Annotated in this window: 15 protein-coding genes; 9 read left to right on the top strand and 6 right to left on the bottom strand. The window is 66.3% G+C overall.

Annotation, left to right across the window (positions count from 1 at the left end):
- The first annotated feature begins 120 nt into the window (after positions 1–120).
- Positions 121–858, top strand: a complete 738-nt coding sequence (locus tag GOAMR_RS18130) for a DUF1707 SHOCT-like domain-containing protein (RefSeq protein ID WP_005191271.1) — start codon at positions 121–123, stop codon at positions 856–858.
- Between the two features lie 73 nt (positions 859–931).
- Here GOAMR_RS18130 and GOAMR_RS18125 read toward each other — a convergent pair whose 3' ends face one another.
- Complete coding sequence (locus GOAMR_RS18125) at positions 932–1,876, bottom strand: AEC family transporter (RefSeq protein WP_005191268.1); 945 nt, start codon at positions 1,874–1,876, stop codon at positions 932–934.
- A 131-nt stretch (positions 1,877–2,007) separates the two neighbouring features.
- Here GOAMR_RS18125 and GOAMR_RS23780 point away from each other — a divergent pair, with 131 nt between their 5' ends.
- The 3 genes from GOAMR_RS23780 to GOAMR_RS18110 all read left to right on the top strand — a co-directional run bounded on the left by GOAMR_RS23780 (position 2,008) and on the right by GOAMR_RS18110 (position 5,625).
- A complete protein-coding gene (locus GOAMR_RS23780) occupies positions 2,008–2,733 on the top strand; it encodes a DUF4190 domain-containing protein (RefSeq protein WP_005191267.1) in 726 nt (241 codons plus the stop codon).
- Positions 2,734–2,921: 188 nt separating this feature from the next.
- Positions 2,922–3,095 (top strand): 50S ribosomal protein L32, encoded by a 174-nt coding sequence (gene rpmF, locus GOAMR_RS18115; RefSeq protein WP_005191264.1) that lies wholly within the window; start codon positions 2,922–2,924, stop codon positions 3,093–3,095.
- A gap of 190 nt (positions 3,096–3,285) precedes the next feature.
- Complete coding sequence (locus GOAMR_RS18110; protein ID WP_138943795.1) at positions 3,286–5,625, top strand: CocE/NonD family hydrolase; 2,340 nt, start codon at positions 3,286–3,288, stop codon at positions 5,623–5,625.
- A gap of 73 nt (positions 5,626–5,698) precedes the next feature.
- Here the strand turns inward: GOAMR_RS18110 and GOAMR_RS18105 are convergent, their stop codons facing one another.
- Complete coding sequence (locus GOAMR_RS18105; protein ID WP_005191257.1) at positions 5,699–6,472, bottom strand: SDR family oxidoreductase; 774 nt, start codon at positions 6,470–6,472, stop codon at positions 5,699–5,701.
- A gap of 307 nt (positions 6,473–6,779) precedes the next feature.
- On the opposite strand from GOAMR_RS18105, the gene GOAMR_RS18100 reads away from it, so the two are divergent.
- The 5 genes from GOAMR_RS18100 to GOAMR_RS18080 all read left to right on the top strand — a co-directional run bounded on the left by GOAMR_RS18100 (position 6,780) and on the right by GOAMR_RS18080 (position 12,738).
- Positions 6,780–7,739, top strand: a complete 960-nt coding sequence (locus tag GOAMR_RS18100; RefSeq protein WP_050942794.1) for an AurF N-oxygenase family protein — start codon at positions 6,780–6,782, stop codon at positions 7,737–7,739.
- Complete coding sequence (locus GOAMR_RS18095; RefSeq protein ID WP_005191253.1) at positions 7,739–9,418, top strand: 4Fe-4S binding protein; 1,680 nt, start codon at positions 7,739–7,741, stop codon at positions 9,416–9,418. The genes GOAMR_RS18100 and GOAMR_RS18095 overlap by 1 nt, the downstream gene beginning before the upstream one ends.
- 136 nt (positions 9,419–9,554) lie before the next feature.
- Positions 9,555–9,902: a hypothetical protein gene (locus GOAMR_RS18090; protein ID WP_005191250.1), complete on the top strand. Its 348-nt coding sequence runs from the start codon at positions 9,555–9,557 to the stop codon at positions 9,900–9,902.
- Complete coding sequence (gene nirB / locus GOAMR_RS18085) at positions 9,902–12,406, top strand: nitrite reductase large subunit NirB (RefSeq protein WP_005191247.1); 2,505 nt, start codon at positions 9,902–9,904, stop codon at positions 12,404–12,406. The genes GOAMR_RS18090 and nirB overlap by 1 nt, the downstream gene beginning before the upstream one ends.
- On the top strand, positions 12,403–12,738 hold the full coding sequence (locus GOAMR_RS18080; RefSeq protein WP_005191244.1) for a Rieske (2Fe-2S) protein: 336 nt from the start codon (positions 12,403–12,405) through the stop codon (positions 12,736–12,738). Before nirB ends, GOAMR_RS18080 begins: the two co-directional genes overlap by 4 nt.
- A 23-nt stretch (positions 12,739–12,761) precedes the next feature.
- Here GOAMR_RS18080 and GOAMR_RS18075 read toward each other — a convergent pair whose 3' ends face one another.
- The 4 genes from GOAMR_RS18075 to GOAMR_RS18060 form a co-directional block, all read right to left on the bottom strand.
- Entirely contained in the window at positions 12,762–13,715 is a 954-nt protein-coding gene (locus GOAMR_RS18075) for a MetQ/NlpA family ABC transporter substrate-binding protein (RefSeq protein WP_005191241.1), read from the bottom strand.
- On the bottom strand, positions 13,712–14,578 hold the full coding sequence (locus GOAMR_RS18070) for an ABC transporter permease (RefSeq protein ID WP_005191238.1): 867 nt from the start codon (positions 14,576–14,578) through the stop codon (positions 13,712–13,714). The genes GOAMR_RS18075 and GOAMR_RS18070 overlap by 4 nt, the downstream gene beginning before the upstream one ends.
- The gene (locus GOAMR_RS18065) at positions 14,559–15,425 is read right to left on the bottom strand and encodes an ABC transporter ATP-binding protein (protein WP_005191236.1); all 867 of its coding nucleotides are present in this window, start codon (positions 15,423–15,425) and stop codon (positions 14,559–14,561) included. Before GOAMR_RS18065 ends, GOAMR_RS18070 begins: the two co-directional genes overlap by 20 nt.
- A gap of 78 nt (positions 15,426–15,503) precedes the next feature.
- Complete coding sequence (locus GOAMR_RS18060; RefSeq protein WP_083837004.1) at positions 15,504–16,682, bottom strand: ABC transporter substrate-binding protein; 1,179 nt, start codon at positions 16,680–16,682, stop codon at positions 15,504–15,506.
- Between the last annotated feature and the right edge of the window lie 259 nt (positions 16,683–16,941).

The raw sequence follows: 16,941 nt of genomic DNA, 5'->3' as shown, positions 1-16,941 counted from the left end.
AGTCAGGGTGTATCTCGGGGATTGTCCGGAGTCCGAATGACCGCGCCCCGCACTAGGCTTGCGCCTATGACCATCTCGCCGGAGCCGTCAGGGGATCACACATCAGGGAGCCGTCCGTCAGTGCCCGACGCATCGACCACCCCGATGCAGCCACCCGCCGCCGACCCGATTGCGCCCGACCCGATAACGCCCGACCCGATCCCGTTGCGCAAGGCGGATATCGGTGCGGCGGCCCGCGCGCAGAACCTCGATCCCCGCGCCCGCCTGCGCGCCTCCGACACTGATCGTGAACTGGTGCAACAGATCCTGTCGGCGGCGCTGTCCAACGGCAGCCTGTCACTGTCGGAGTTCGATGAACGCTCGTCGAAGCTCGTGATGGCCAAGACCTTCGGTGACCTCGACGATCTCACCGACGATCTTCCGGTTGCCCAACTGGGGGTCCCGATCCCGCCGGCGTCCGGGGTGGCGCAGGCAACCCGGATCGGCACCGGCTCGGGGCGTCGCCGCGTGCAGAACGCGATTGCGGTGATGTCGGGCTGGGACATCGGCGGCAACGCGGCTGTCGGCGACAACCTGCAGGCGTTCGCACTGATGGGCGGCATCGACATCGACCTGCGCGAGGTGGAGTTCACCGCCCCCCAGCTCACCATCCGCTGCGCCGCGATCATGGGCGGCATCGACATCACCGTCCCACCGGAGGTAACCGTCGAAGTGAACGGTCTGGCTCTGATGGGCGGCTTCGGCACCAAAGCCGCCGGCCTGGGCGCACCCGGCGCCCCCACCGTCATCGTCACGGGTCTGGCTCTGATGGGCGGCGTCGACGTCAAACGTAAGCCCCACAAGAATCAGGCGACATAGCTGGTCTCGGGGGCATATTGCCCCCGGGGCCAGCTATGTCTCCAGAATCTTGTGCGGGGTTCAGGCCAAGGGGTCAGGCCAGGAGGAGGGCGATCACCGCGATGGTGGGGATGGAGCCGAGGGTGGTGATCAGAGCGGTGTCGCGGGCCAGGATCTGGCCGCGGCGGTAGCGGGTGGCGTATACCAGCACGTTCTGGGCGGTGGGCAGCGCGGCTATCACCACCTGAGCGAACAGCTGATGGCCGGTCTCACCGAACCCGAACCGTGCCACCACGTACACCATCGCCGGCATCACGACGAGTTTGAGCACGCTCGCGAGGGCGATGTCGCGGCGCGGGGCCTCACCCTTCTTGAACACCGCCACACCGGTCAGCGACAGTCCGAACGCCAGCAGCGCCGCCGGTACCGACGCCGAGCCGAGCATGTCGAACGACTTCATGATGGCCTCGGGCGGATGCCAGCCGATCAGCGAGATGATCAGCCCGGCAATACCGCCGAGGACGATCGGATTGGTGACGGGGGTGATCACCGCATCGCGCAGGGTGCTGCGCCATCCGGTTCCGGATTGCCGCCCGAGCGCGGTCAGGTCGAGGGTGGTCAGCGCGATCGGCGAGTAGATGAGGATCTGGAACAACAGCAGCGGCGCGATGAACGAGGCGTCGTCGAGCACGAAGATCGCGATGGGCAGACCCAGATTGACGCTGTTCACATACGACGACGACAACGCGCCGATGGTGAGTTCGGGAATCGGCCTGCGCAGCCACGGGCCCGCGATCAGCAGGTAGACCAGGCCGATGGCCGACGCGCAACCGCCCGCGATGACCAACGTGGAGGAGAACACCACCGACAGATCCGAGGTCACCAGCGAATGCAGCAGCAACGCCGGCGTGCACACGAAGAAAACAAGGCGGGAGAGCACCTCGTGCGCATGCTCGCCGAGGGTGTTCGTGCGTCCGAGCAGATACCCGGCACCGACGACGATGAAGATGACGGTAAAGCCGGAGATCACGCCAGACACTTGAATGATTCTAGAGAGGTCCCCCGGTGTGACCGGCCCCTCGCCTGGGGTACCCCGCTACTCTGGGCGGCACGAGTGCCCGGACCCGGCGATATTCCGGTGGCCGGGACGCCCAGCTATGGAGGCAACAGATGTCCTACCCGAACGGAACTCCCGACCCGAACCAGGGACCGGACCTGACCAAGGGACCGGACCTGACCAAGCATGATGACGCGGGTCCGGCGGGCACAGCGAAGTTCGGCAACACCCCGGAGGGGTGGTCGCAGGTTCCGGCCGAAGGGGAGGGCAACGCCGCACAGTTCGCACCGACCCAGTTCGGTGTCCCGTCGCAGTTCGATGTGCCCACCCAGATCGGTTCGCCGTCGCAACCCGATCTGTCGCAGCCGACACCAACGCCCGACAGCCGGTACGCCGACCCCGGCGCCACCCCCAACCCCTACGGATCGACGCCCGGCACGTTCGGGGCCGACCAGTTCGGGGCAGGTCAGTACGGGGCGGCCCAGTACCCGGCCGGTCAGTACACACCGGGGCAGTACACACCCACCCCGTACGGCGCCTACGGAACCCCCGGATACGGAGTCCCGCCCTACGTGGGGACGCCCACCAACAACGGCAAGGCGATTGGCGCACTCGTCTGCGGCATCGTCGGCCTGCTGGGTCTGAGCTTCTGCCTCGGCGCCCTCATCGCCATCCCCGCGGTGATCCTGGGCCCGCAGGCCAAGCGGGAGATCGCGGCATCGGGTGGCACACAGACCGGTGAGGGGATGGCGACCGCGGGCATCGTGCTCGGTTGGATCACCATCGCCCTGACCGTCGCCGCGATCGTGTTCTGGGGGGTCGTGGTGGCGGCCGGCTGACATACTCCCCTGCCCGGGGCGGGCCGTTTTGGAGCTTTACGGTCATCGGCGGTAGTCTGGTCGGGTTGTGTGTCGCGCCCGGTGGGGTGCTGCGCACAGTTCGGCCGGTCGTCCTACGAGCTTCGATGCGCACCACAGGCGGTCGCGCGAAGACTTGTAGTGCAGACAGTAACAAGAAGGGTTCAACCATGGCTGTTCCGAAGCGCCGGATGTCGCGGGCCAACTCCCGTAGCCGTCGTTCGCAGTGGAAAGCGGACAATCCCGCACTCCAGGAGGTGAAGGTGAACGGCGTTCCGCAGCGTCTGCCGCGTCGCCTCGTCAAGGCTGTGCAGGCCGGGATCCTCGATCTCGACCGACGCTGACGGCCTCGCTGCCGGGTGACCGGCGGTAGCAAGACATAAAGCGATGACCGCCCCGACGGTTCGGGGCGGTCATTGCTGTACCCGGAGTGTGGTGTCACCTGAGTGACGGGTGTCCAGGATAGCCGCCGCGCGGGTGAAAATACTGCCGAACCGGTACCGGTGCCGCGGCCGTCGTTTAGTGTCGCGCACTATGAAGCACCCTGCGGGACTTGTCGATGTCCAGGTGATACGACGGGTGCCGGCGGGTCTGCGGGCACCCGTCGTGCCGACCCCCGCTCTGTTGGCACTCGCTGTGCTGACCGTTGTGCTGGTGGTCGCGGGGCTGGTGGATGCGCCGCGCGCGTCGGCGGCGGTGCGGACGGGAACCGGCAAGGGCAGTGTCACGCAGGCCTATCTGATCGACGCCCAGCCGGGGGCGCAGGTCCGGCTGATCGGCCCCTCGGGTGCGGTCGCCGGCGGCGGGCGCGTCGACAGACTCGGCTCGTTCCTGGTCCGTGAGCTGGCGCCGGGTCCGGGTTACCGGTTCGAGGTGGCCGGCCGGACGGGCAATTCGTTCGCGGTCCGCTCGCAGCGGCCGCCGGACCCGTCCCAGTACCGCAACCAGCGATTCGGCGCGGGCTACCACTACGTCCGGATGCGCGACGGCGTGGAACTGGCGGTGATGGTGCGGCTGCCGGCGGGCAAGACGATGGCCGACGGCCCGTTTCCGACGGTGATCGAGTACTCGGGATACCAGTCGGCATCGCCCGGCGATCTGATCGTGGGCGCGTTGCGCAAACGCCTGAAGAACCCGGACCCGCTCGCACCCGCACCGGGCGTCGTTCTCGGCGCTTCGCTGGGCCCGGCAGCGGGTTTCGCGACGGTTCTGGTGCAGATGCGGGGCAGCGGCTGCTCCGGTGGCGCGTACGACCTGTTCGACTATCCGACGATCTACGACGGCTACGACATCGTTGAGACGGTGGCCGCACAGCCGTGGGTCTCCGGTCACCGGGTGGGTCTGGTGGGGATCTCATACTCGGGGATCTCGCAGTTGTCGGTGGCCGGGACCCGGCCGCCGAGCCTGGCGGCGATCGCCCCGATGTCGATCACCGACGACCTGTACTCGACGGGTTTCCCCGGCGGTATCTTCAACTCCGGTTTCGCCAATTCGTGGATCACCGAACGCCAGAAGGACGCGCTGCCCGCGCCGTCGGGCGGGCAGCCGTACGCCCGCGAGCTGATCCGCCGCGGCGACAAGCGCTGCCTGGCCAATCAGAAGCTGCGGCTGCAGACGCAGAACGTGCGGAAACTGATCGAGCAGAATCCCACGCGCAACCCGTCGTTGCTGGAGCACCGGTCACCGTCCTACTGGGCGTCGAAGATCGATGTGCCGGTGCTGCTGTCGGGAACCGTGCAGGACGAGCAGGTGGGGCCGCAGTGGACGTCGATCATCGGTGAGTTCAAGGGAAACCGCGATGTGTGGGTGAAGATGATCAACGGACCCCACTTCGACAGCACCGCACCGCAATTGCTGAGTTCGTGGTACGAGTTCCTGAATATCTTCGTCGCCCGGCGGGTGCCGGTGCCCAGCCCGGGACTGGCGGCGCTGGCCACCGCGGTATCCGCGGGCAGCACATCGACTCCGGGCACCCTGGTGCGCACCGATCGGCTCACCGGATCCCGCGACGTCGACGACGCGCGGCGCAGGTTCGCCCGCGACTCCAGAATCCAGGTGTGGTTCGACAGCGGTGCTGATCCCGTTGTGCCGGGCAATCTTTCGGGACGGTGGCAGCGTGGTTTCGCCTCGTGGCCACCGGCGTCGGTGGGGGCGGGGACGCGGCTGTCGCTGGGCCGCGCCGGGCGTCTGACCACCCGGACCGGCGCGTCATCGACGGTGTCGTTCCGGCCGGACCCGGCATCGCGGCCGGCGGGAACACTGAACGTGGTGGGCGCCTCTCAGGTGCCGTGGCAGGGTCTGCCGCCGTACCGCTGGCAGCAGGCCCCGGGTCGTTCGGGGCTCGGTTTCGTCTCCGCCGTAAACGATCACGACGTGATGGTGGTGGGTCCGGCGAGTGTGGATCTGCGACTCGCGTCGTCGGTCCGGGACACCGATCTGCAGGCGACCCTCAGTGAGGTGCGTCCGGACGGGAAGGAAACCTACGTCACCACCGGCCACCTGAGGGCATCGTTCCGTTCGGTCACCTCGGCATCGACAACGCTTGAGCCGAAACGTGATTGGCTCGACCCGGAGCCGCTGCGGCCAGGATTCCAGAACGTGCGGATCGCGCTGAACACGGTGGCGCACGTGTTCCGCAAGGGAACCCGGATCCGCCTGACCATCACCGCCCCGGGCGGAGACATGACGTCCTGGCGGTTCGACACCCCCACCACCGGCGGCCGGGTCGTGGACACCCTCAGGCTCGGCGTAGGCGGCTCTTCCCTTGTGCTGCCGGTGGTTCCGGGAGCCCGTGCCGGTGCTCCGCTACCGGCGTGTGACGGCCAGCGCGGCCGCCCGTGCCGTAGCTATCGCCCGGCGTTCAACGGCGGCTGAGTCGTGCTGTCGTGTCCAAACAACAATGTCCGCAACACCTTTCGGTGCTGCGGACATTGTCGGAGGAGTGGACTCAGCTCTGCGCGAGGTACTTGTTGATGGTGCGCGAAACGAAGTTCGGGACGAATTTGGCCGCGTTCGCCAGCACGGTGGTGTGCAGGCCCACGGTGTACGAGGTGCGGTGCAGCAGCTTGTCCTGGGCGCTCGGGTGTACCGACTCCCAGACCTTGTCGGCGACCTGCTCGGGGGTGATCCGCACGCCGAGAGTCTTGGTCGACTTGGCATCGTTCTGTGCCAGTGCGGTTTTCGCCCACAGCGGCCAGATGCCGACGACGCGGATGTCGTCGTTCTCCCATTCGAGTTCGAGCGCCTCGGTGAGTCCGGCGACGAAGAACTTGGTGGCGCTGTACACGGCGATCTCGGGCTGGCCGTAGATGGCAGATGCGGAGGAGATGTTCACCAGGTGGGCGCCGGGGGTGCGCTTGAGGTAGGGGTGGGCGATCTGCGCGCCGAGCGCGACGCCGAGGGCGTCGATCTCGATCTGGCGGCGGACGGCATCGGCGGAGATGTCGGTGATCAGACCGGCGACGAGGATGCCGGCGTTGTTGTCGAGCACGTCGAGGGTGCCGCCGGTGTGCGAGGTGAACTCCTCGAGTGCCTGTGCCCACTGGTTCTCATCACGCACGTCGAGGGTGCCGGTGATCCACTCGGGGTGGTTGGCCTTGACCTTGGCCAGGCCGTCGGCGTCGACGTCGTACACGCCGACGGTCCAGCCTTCGCGCGAGAATCGCTCGGCCGTCGCGAGGCCGATTCCGGCCGCGCCACCGGTGATGAAGATCGAGGGCATTGTCTACTCCTGCCTGAGAAACGCAGGCGTTGACCTGCGGTGAGCGTCCCCTGGGGGATGTCTGCTGATGTGATGTGACCAGCAACTTACCGGCCAGTATAGAACGGTTGTACACCGACCCCAACCCCGGTTTGTGATTCCTGTCACTGTGAGGCGCATAACTGACGAGTCTCTCAGCGGATGGTCGAGCGGGATCCGCGCACGGGGTCTTCACGGGTGAACGTGTTCCTGCTAATTTGACAACGACTATTGATATGACAGCGTTCATTGGTATGATTCAGGTCATACTGCGATGGAGGGACACACGATGACAACCGCGATGGAACGCGACTTCGACAGCGCCGATGCTGCCGGTCTGGGGGCTCTTGACAACGTCGTCAGCATGCGTGACGAGGGCGCCAACGAGGTTTCCAAGCGGCTGTTGGCCTCGGCAGCACGCCTGTCGCGCAACGCGATGACCGAGATCGACTGGTCGGCACCGCTCGACCCCGCCAAATACGGTTGCAGCCCCGAATGGTCGTCGCTCTACGGCACCGCCTACTGGGATGAACTCACCGAGGAACAGCGCATCTCGGTGACCCGGCACGAGTTCTCGTCGATCATGTGCATCGGTATCTGGTTCGAGATGATCCTGCAGGAGATGGTCATCCGCGATCAGTACCTCGGCGCTTATCACAGCCCCGAATTCCAGTTCGCGCTCACCGAGATCGCCGACGAATGCCGACACTCGATCATGTTCTCCAAGGCATCGGAGAAGCTGGTCGGCCGGTCGTACAAGCCGCGCCCGTTCGTCGGGTTCGCCGGCAAATTCTTCAAGGCCACCGCCAAGAACGAGGTCGCCTACGCCGGCATCCTCGTCGCCGAAGAGGTGCTCGACGTGTTCCAGCGCGGCTGCATGCGCGACGATCGGGTGCTGCCGCTCATCCGCACCGTCAACGAGATCCACGTTCTCGAGGAGTCGCGGCACATGAAGTTCGCCCGCGAGGAGGTGCGCGACTCGGTGAAGGGCATCGGTGGTTTCCGCCGCCAATTCAGTGCCCTGTACATCGCGCTCGGTGCCTACTTCATCGTCACCAGCCTTGTGCAGCGGCAGGCCTTCGCCGACGCCGGTCTCGACGCCGACCGCGCGGTGGCCGAGATGAAGTCCAATTCTCACTTCCAGTCGATGATCCGCAGCAGCTGCGCCCACCTGATGGAATTCCTCGATGAGGTCGGCCTGCTCACCAAGCCTGCGATGTACTGGTACCGGAAAGCGAATATGCTCTGATGTTTGTTATCACCCAGTCGTGCTGTAGTGACGCGGCGTGCGTCGCCGTGTGCCCGGTGAACTGTATTCATCCCACCCCGGAGGAACGCGGTTTCGGCACCTCGGACATCCTGCACGTCGACCCGCAGGCGTGCATCGACTGCGGCGCGTGCGCCGACGCCTGCCCGGTCAACGCCATCTACCCGGCCGACAAGCTCGGCGCCCGGGACAAGGTGTTCATCGACATCAACGCCGACTACTACAAGAGCAACCCCGACATCCAGTCCGGGTACGCACCCACCGGTGCCGAACTGCCCGGCATGGCGCCGTTCCCGGACGTGGTGGCCGCCCGTCCGTCGTCCTACACCACCGACGACGACTGGCCCGGCGTCACCTACCCGGAGATCCCGAAACTCCCTGTGGGACTACGGATCGCGCTTGTGGGCACCGGACCGTCGGGCGGCTACGCGCTGCGTACGCTGCTCGACCGGACCGAGGCCGACGTCACCGTCATCGACCGGCTGCCCACTCCCGGTGGCCTGGTGCGCGCCGGTGTGGCCCCCGATCATCCGGGTACCAAGGGCGTGCTGCACAGCTTCGACCTGCTCTACCGCGACCCGCGCGTCAGCATGCTCACCAACGTGGGTGTCGGTGACGGGCCGAACGAGGTCACCCCGGCCGAGCTGGCCGAACATTTCGACGCCGTCTTCTACGCGGTGGGCGCCAGTGAGTCCCGGCGCCTGGGCATTCCGGGTGAGGACCTGCCCGGCTCGACGTCGGCCACCGAGTTGGTGGCCTGGTACAACGCCGCCCCCGGTGCCGACGCCGGCCCGCCGATCCGCCGCGCCGGTGATGATCGGGCCACCGGACGTGCCGTCATCATCGGCACCGGCAACGTCGCCCTCGACGTGGCCCGGATCCTGGTGTCGCCGCCGGAACTGCTGGCCACCACCGACATCGCCGACCGTGCCCTGCAGATCCTGCGGGAGCAGAATGTGCACGAGGTGGTGCTGCTGGGCCGGCGCGGCCAGGACGCCGCCGCCTACACCGCACCCGAATACCGGGCGCTCGCGGCCATCCCCGGCGTCGACATCGAGGTGTTCGACAACGCCGATGGTGAGGTGCCCGACCTGTCGGCACCGGCCGATCCGTCCCGCCGTCGCATCGTGTTCCTGTTCCACTCCGCACCCGAGGAGATCATCGGCGACACCGCCGTCGACGCCGTGGCCATCCGCACCGGCGGCACCAGCCACAAGATCGCCACCGACCTGGTGGTGCGTTCCATCGGCTACCGGTCCACCCCGATTCCCGGACTGGCCTTCGACGACGAGCGTGGCGTGTTCCGCAACGACGACGGCCGGCTACTCGACGAGTCGGGGCAGGTCGTCCCGGGTGGATATGTGGTCGGATGGGCCAAACGCGGCCCGAGCGGCGGTATCGGCGCCAACAAGCTGTGCGCCACCCGGACCGTCGAGGACTTCATCGCCGACGCCGTCGCCGGCAGGCTGGTCCGCTCGGCCAAGGACCCCAAGGCGTTCGGCGCGCTGGTCCGCAAACGCGTCAAGCATGTGATCGGCTACCGGGGCATGCGTGCCATCGACCGCATCGAGCGTCGTCTGGGCGCCGAACAGGGCCGTCCGCGCGTCAAGTTCACCCAGCTTGCCGACATGGTCGGCGCCGCCGGTCGCCGCAAACGCTGACCTTCTGTTCGAGGTGGTCCGGTGACGTGACATTCTCACGTCACCACCTGGGAGCGTCCGGTCCGGTGAGGGACTGACAACGCGGCCGTAACATCGCGGCAAGTCGCATTTGACCGGGTGCGCGGATAGTGGCGGCATGTCCAGTACACCGCACTTCCTGCAGGGCGTCTTCGACTTCGTCGGCAAAGGCCTGGCCGAGCCGGTATCTCCCGATACGGGGCTGCGGTATGTGGTGCCCGGGGGGTTGACCGCACAGCCACTGTATTTCCGCGGCGGCAACTCGTCGTCGGAGCTGATCGTGGTGACGCTGCTCCGGGACGGAAAACCGATGCGGCTGTTCCCGATCGGCGCTCAGGGTTCGGTGAACGTGCCGCTGCGGGTGGTGGAGGACGTCGATGCCGACGTCACTCTCGAACTCGTGGTCGCCGCACCCGACGGGACCTCCGGCCAGGTGGTCATCGACTTCGGGATGGTGGTGTTCTGATGAAACTCGTTGTGGTGGGCAACGGGATGGCCGGAGCCCGGACGGTCGAGGAGATCCTCGCGCGAGACGGTGGCCGGGACTTCGACATCACTATGATCGGCGACGAGCCGTACGGGAACTACAACCGCATCATGCTGTCCCACGTCCTGGCGGGTGAGACCGACGTCGAGGACGACGATCTGATGCTCAACCCGATGGCCTGGTACCGGGAGAACGGCATCACGCTGCATGTGGGTGACAGCGCCGAGTCGATCGACCGCTTCGCCAAGACGGTGACCTGCGCGAGTGGCCGTGTCATCGACTTCGACACCTTGATCATCGCCACCGGTTCCAACACCTTCTTCCCCAATATGGACGGGCTGCGCGAGGCCGACGGCCGGTTGGCGCGTGGGGTTTTCGGGTTCCGCACCATCGCCGACACCAATGGCATGCTGCAGCTGGCGCAGGCCCGTGACAACGTGCGCGCGGTGGTCATCGGTGGCGGTCTGCTGGGGCTGGAGGCCGCATACGGGCTGACCACGCAGGGTGTGGCCGTCGACGTGGTCCATTCACCGGGGCATCTGATGAATCAGCAGCTCGACGAGCACGGCGGAAAAGTGTTGCGCAACAAGATCGAGGCCTTGGGGGTCGGGGTCCACACCGGCAAGCGCACCACCGCCGTTCTGAGGGGTGACGACGGCCGCGTTGCCGGTGTGGGTTTCGCCGACGGCAGCACCATTGACGCCGACATGATCGTGGTGGCCGCCGGCATCCGGCCGAACATCGAACTGGCCCGGAGGGCCGGGCTGGTCACCGAACGCGGCATCGTCGTCGACGACCAGATGCGGTGCGAGGACGAGGGTTCCATCTTCGCCGTCGGCGAGTGCGCGCAGCATCGCAGTGAGGTGTACGGTCTCGTCGCCCCGTTGTGGGAGCAGGCGGTGGTGCTCGCCGATGTGGTCACCGGCGCTGATCCCGATGCGGCGTACCACGGTTCGCGCACCACCACCAAACTGAAGGTGGCCGGTGTGGATGTGGCGGCGATGGGTGTGAAAGGCCCCGAACATCCCGACGACGAGTTCGTGCAGTTCTACGAACCGAAGAAGGGGATCTACAAGAGCGTCGTGGTGCGCGACAACAAGCTGATCGGCGCGATGCTGCTCGGCGACGTGTCCAAGGTAGGCTTCCTGAGCCAGGCCTTCGACGACAAGGTGCCGCTGCCGGACGAACGCATCTCGATGCTGTTCGACATGGGAACCCCGAGTGCCGCAACGGGTGCCGCGGAACTGTCGGACGACGCGGTGGTGTGCAACTGCAACGGGGTCAGCAAGGGCGACATCGTCGCTTGCGTGGCGTCGGGCTGCACCAGCGTCGCCCAGGTGTGCGGCAAGACCCGCGCCGGTAAGGGCTGCGGATCGTGCAAGGGCATGGTCGGGGACATCGTGACCCTCGCCGCCGGTGCCGAGCTGACCGTCGATGCCTCCGCCGATTGGTACGTTCCGTCGATCCCGATGACCAAACCCGCACTGATCGAGGCGATCCGGGCCCGGGGGCTGCGTTCGGTGAGCGAGGTGGTCGCCGCCCTCGCCCCCGATGGGGAGGACGCGTCGGCGAAGATGCCGCTGGCGTCGCTGCTGCGGGTGATCTGGGGTGCGGACTGGAAACGCGAAGAGGGTGCCCTGTTCATCAACGACCGGGTACACGCCAACATTCAGCGCGACGGCACGTTTTCGGTGGTGCCGCAGATGCGCGGCGGGGTCACCTCGCCCGAGCAGTTGCGCAAGATCGCCGACGTCGCCGAGAAATACAGCATTCCGATGATCAAAGCGACCGGCGGGCAGCGCCTGGACCTGCTCGGGGTGCGCAAGGAGGATCTGCCCAAGGTGTGGGCCGACCTGGACATGCCGTCGGGATACGCCTACGGCAAGAGCTTCCGCACCGTGAAAACCTGTGTGGGAACTGACTATTGCCGGTTCGGGCTGGGGGATTCCACATCGCTCGGGATCGCGTTGGAGAACCGCTATCAGGGGCTCGAATCGCCGGCCAAGCTGAAACTGGCGGTCACCGGGTGTCCGCGCAACTGCGCCGAGGCGCTGTGCAAGGACTTCGGCGTAGTCGCCATCGGCGAGGGTAAGTGGGAGATCTACGTCGGAGGCGCCGCCGGAGCGCACATCCGCAAGGGTGATGTGCTGGCCACCGTCGACTCGCCCGAGGAGGTGATCCGGTTGTGCGGCTTGTTCATCCAGTACTACCGCGAGCAGGCCAAATGGCTCGAACGCACCTACGCGTGGGTGCCGCGGGTGGGCATCGAGGAACTGCGTGCGATCCTCGTCGACGACCGCGACGGAAGCGTCGCCGGACTGCAGCAACGCATTGATGAGGCTGTCGCCGGTTACGTGGATCCGTGGCTCGACCGCGCCGAACCGAAGTCGCCCGCCCAGTTCTCCCCGGCACTGCCGTTGCTGCCGCTTCCGGTGGTCCCGGCTCGCGGTGCGGCGCCGTCGCCGACGGTGGTGGCGTCATGACGACAAGAATCTCAACCGGAACCGCCGTCGTTCTCGGTCCGATGTCCGACGTCCAGGCCGGCGAGGGTCGCGCGTATGCGGTGGGAGAGCTGCAGATCGCAGTGTTCCGTCTCTCCGACGGCACCCTGCGCGCCACCGATGCCGCCTGCCCTCATAACGGCGGTCCGCTCGCCGACGGCCAGTCCGACCTCGGTGTGGTGGTGTGTCCGCTGCACCAGTACGCTTTTCGCTTCTCCGACGGCGGATGCACCACCGCCGGTATCGGTTCGGTCCGCACGTACCGGATCTCCGACCAGGACGGGCAGATCGTCGTTGTCATCGACCCTGCGTGAATCCGGGCGACGGTGCCGGGCCGCTAGCGGTGCACCGGGGCGGCCGCGATGTTGGTGCCGCGGTAGGTCCGGGTGAGATGGGTTGCCAGCCGGGGATCTTCGAGGGCCCGGGTGAGTTCGAGGATGCGGGGATCGCCGGCCAGGCGGGACGGGGCGACCAGAACGTGGGCGTATGGGTTGCCGGGGCCGGGTTCGATGGCCAGGGCGTCGTCGGCGGGAACGAGTCCGAGTGACTTCGCCTGGTCGGGGTTGAGAGCGACGGCGTCGTAGCTGTCGTAGGTGGACTTCAGGAACTCGTCGAAGCTCAGGCCGATCACATCGAGGTGCCGGGCCGAGTCGCGGACGTTGGCCGCGGTGATGGTGAGATCCTGGGCGGTGGTGCCGCCGAACCCGCGGTCGAGGGTGACCAGTCCGGCCGATTGCAGCAGGTACAGGCCGCGGGCGAAACCGGTGGGCGTGTTCGGCAGCGCGACGCGGGCGCCGTGCGGGAGGCTCGTCCCGGTGACATTGTCCTCCACGAGACCGGTGTTGACCCAGCTCGATGTCTCGCGCAGGTCCGTCCACTTGTGTGAATACAGCGAGTACGGGACCACATTCACGCGGCCGACGATGCTCAGGTCCTTCAGGCCACGCTCTGTGGTGTCGGACTCGAACGCCGGTGCGTGCTGGAAGAACGCCAGATCACCGTCGCCCGCCGACACTTTCGCGTTGGCGTCGGCACCGGCGTTCCTGACGGTGATCCGGATCTGCTTGTCGAGCAGGTTCTTCGCCGCGTATTCGAGGATGTCGTGGTCGGCACCCTGGCCCGCGTAGACGACGAGTGAGTCGCCGCCGGACCCAGAACTGTAGTCGGACGCCGAACCGTAATCTACCTTCGTCTCCGACCCGCAGCCCGCCGCCACGACGGCCAGAGCCAGCGCGATCAGCGCCGCCAGGAGGGCACGCGGGAACGGGCCGCGGATCGGAGTGGTGGTCATTTGTTGGTGAGTCCTTTCTGCCATGCGGTGGCCTTGTGTTCGACGCCGGTCATCACGGCGTTGACGAGAATGCCGATGAGGCCGAGCGTGATGATGCCCGCGTACATCTCCGGTGTCTGATAGCGCAGGGCGGCGTTGTTGATGTAGATGCCGATACCGTGTGCGCCGCCGACGAGTTCGGCCGCCACCAGGGCGGTGAACGCGTTGGCACTGGCCAACCGGATACCCGGGAAGATGCCGGGGATCGCGGCCGGCAGCACGACGCGGGTGAAGATATAGCCGCGTCCGGCGCCGAGGGTGCGCGCGGCGTTGAGGAGGATCCTCTCCACCCCGTTGACCGCGCCGACGGTGGTGATGAAGATCGGCCAGAAGCACGCCCACACCACGATCGCGATCTTCGATTGTTCACCGATGCCGAAGAACACCACGAACACCGGCAGCAGCGCCAGCAGCGACAGGTTACGGAAGAACAGCAGCACCGGTTCGAGGAACTGCTGCACGATGCGGACGTAGCCGACGGCGATACCCAGTCCGATGCCCGCGATCAGGCCGATGACGAAACCGGTGAGGGCCCGTTGCACGCTCGGCAGGATCTCCTGTGCCAGCGAGCCATCGGCGAGACCATTGATGAGCGCGGTGAACGTGTCCTGCGGTGTCGCCAGGTACAGCTTGTCGACGTATCCGGAGGCCACGACCGCCCACCAGATCACCAGGAATCCGGCCAGGCCGATCGCGCCGTAGAGGTAACGCTCGTACTTGACGAGATAGGGATTGCGCCGTGCCGGGGGCGTGAGATCGTCGAGGCCGTCGTCGGCAGCGGCGAGCCCCGTCGTCGGCCCTGGCTCAGGCAGCGTCGTTGCCAACGTTGACCTCCTCGGCGAGGATCCCGGCCACGCGGGCCCGAATGTGAGCGAACTCCTCAGAGCTACGCAGAGATTGGGTTCGTGGACGGTCCAGCTCGACGTCCAGCAGGGTCTTGACCGCGCCGGGTGCCTTGGTCATCACCGCGATCCGGTCGGACAGGAAGATGGCCTCGTCGATGGAATGGGTGACAAACAGGATGGTCTTCTTCTTCTCGCCCGACTCCCAGATCCGCAGCAGCTCGCCCTGCAGGAATTCGCGGGTCTGGGCGTCGAGGGCGGCGAACGGCTCGTCGAAGACCAGCACCTCAGGGTCGTAGGCGAGGACGCGCGCGATCGCCGCGCGCTGGCGCATACCACCCGAAAGCTGGTGCGGCAGACGATCGGCTGCCGCCGAAAGGCCGACCGTCTTGAGTACCTCGGCGGCCCGTTCGCGGCGTTCGGCCTTGCCCACGCCCCGGATCTTGAGTCCTACCTCGACGTTCTTCTGTGCGGTCAGCCACGGGAACAGGGCATAGCCCTGGAACACGACGCCGACATTCTTGTTGACGCCGGTGACCTGCTCACCGTCGAGGCGGACCGAACCGCCGTTGTAACTGTCCAGTCCGGCAAGGATATTGAGGAATGTCGACTTGCCGCAGCCACTCGGGCCGAGCAGCGACAGAAACTCGCCGTCGTGGATGGTCAGGTCGAATCCGTCGAGGACGGTGGTGAAGTCCTTGCGGGAACCCGGTGTCGGGTAGAGCTTGCTGACCTTGCGGGCCACGATCTTGGGGGTGGCGTGCTTGGGTACCCTGATCGCGCTGCCCGCGGCGGTCGCTCGTTGCTGGACCAGCACTGATCCGCTCATGGCAGTGGCCTTTCTGTGTGGATGTCGGGTGGGGGACGGGTTGTCCGGCGCTATTTCGCTGCGTGTATTTCGCTGTGTCTATTTCTCTGCGGTCGCGATGTCGACGAGCGGGGTCTTGAACACTCCCTTGTTTCGGAAACCGGGCAGAACGGTGGTGTTCTCGTCCTGATGGTCGAGCAGATCGGCGGACGTGGCGTACGGGTTGAACGCGTTGGTGGCGATGTCCTCGGGCTTGAGCTTGTCCGAACCCGGAAGCGGGGTGCCGGTGTCCTTCACCAGATCCCACCACAGCGCCAGGCTCGCCTTGTCCAGCAGAGCGTTCGGCGCGTAGTGCCAGTTGGTGGTCTGTTCCACCGGGTATCCCGTTGTCTTGCCTGCGATCTCGGCGGATTCCTTGGGATGTGCGTTGGCCCAGTTGGCCGTCTTGCCGATGATGCCGACAAACTCGCGCGCCGCGTCGGGGTGCTTCTGTAGCCAGGTGTTGCTGGCCACGAAGGGCGCCTGACCGCCGAGCGGACCCCAGTCGTCGAAGGAGGTGAACACCTGCTTGAACTTGTCTGGCTTGCTCAGCAGCACACCCACCAACGGCGGATGGAACACCCCGAGATCGACCTCGCCGCGTTCGATGGCCGGCGCGATCAGTTCTGGTTTCAGTTCGAGGAACTTGACCTTGTTGAGGTCGACGCCGTTCTTCTTCAGGTACCGCTTGATCACCAGGTCGGTGCAGCTGTTCTTGCCGGGCCCCAGGCCCACCGTCTTGCCCTCGATCGCTTTGAGATTGGTCTTGGTGATGGGGGAGCCGGCCTTGGTGAAGTACGCCATGTGTGGCTGATCGGGCAGGTCGAGCATGCTGGAGGCGATAGCGGTGAACTTGAAACCCTTCACCTTGCCGTCGATGTCATTGCTGAACATACCGGTGGCGATGTCGACCCGGTTCTGGTCGAGCAACTGCACCGCGGGAACGCTGGTCGCGGGACCGACGTATTCGGGTTTGACGCCGGCGTCCTTCCAGTAGCCGAGTTCGTCGGCGATCCGCACCAGCGACAGCGCGGTCGGCGAGTTGGCGAAGCGGAACGTGACGCCGCCGTCGTCGCCACCGATTCCGGTGCAACCGGCCAGGACGGTGGGAGCGGCGATGACGGCGGCGACCACGACGGTCGCCTTGCGTGCGAATCCGGTGGGCCGGAGGCGATCGGGCAGAAAGCCGGTGGTGCGCGATCGTGTGGTGCCCGGGGGTGTCGTCTGTGACGATCTCATCTGCAACCTCGGTGTCGATGTGGGTCTGTGGAAGCGCCTGGGTATTTGGGTGCACGTGTGGAGGTACGAGAGGCCCTGCCGTGCGCTGCAACTGAAAGGTAGGGGGGTCTTGGCGGTGAGCAAATGAAAAAACTCACGGTGGTGCCGAAGGAAAGTGGATCACATCACTGAACAGGCGATATAGGCTGTCCGGCTACGGGATTCGCGTAGTGGAATTGCTTTCCAGAGCTCCTTGGAGAAATCGTTCAGCAATTGTTGG

Source organism: Gordonia amarae NBRC 15530 (assembly GCF_000241345.1).
Classification (GTDB): Bacteria; Actinomycetota; Actinomycetes; order Mycobacteriales; family Mycobacteriaceae; genus Gordonia; species Gordonia amarae.
Note: the sequence above shows the minus strand (reverse complement) of the source record. Positions and strands in the feature narration are given on the sequence as shown.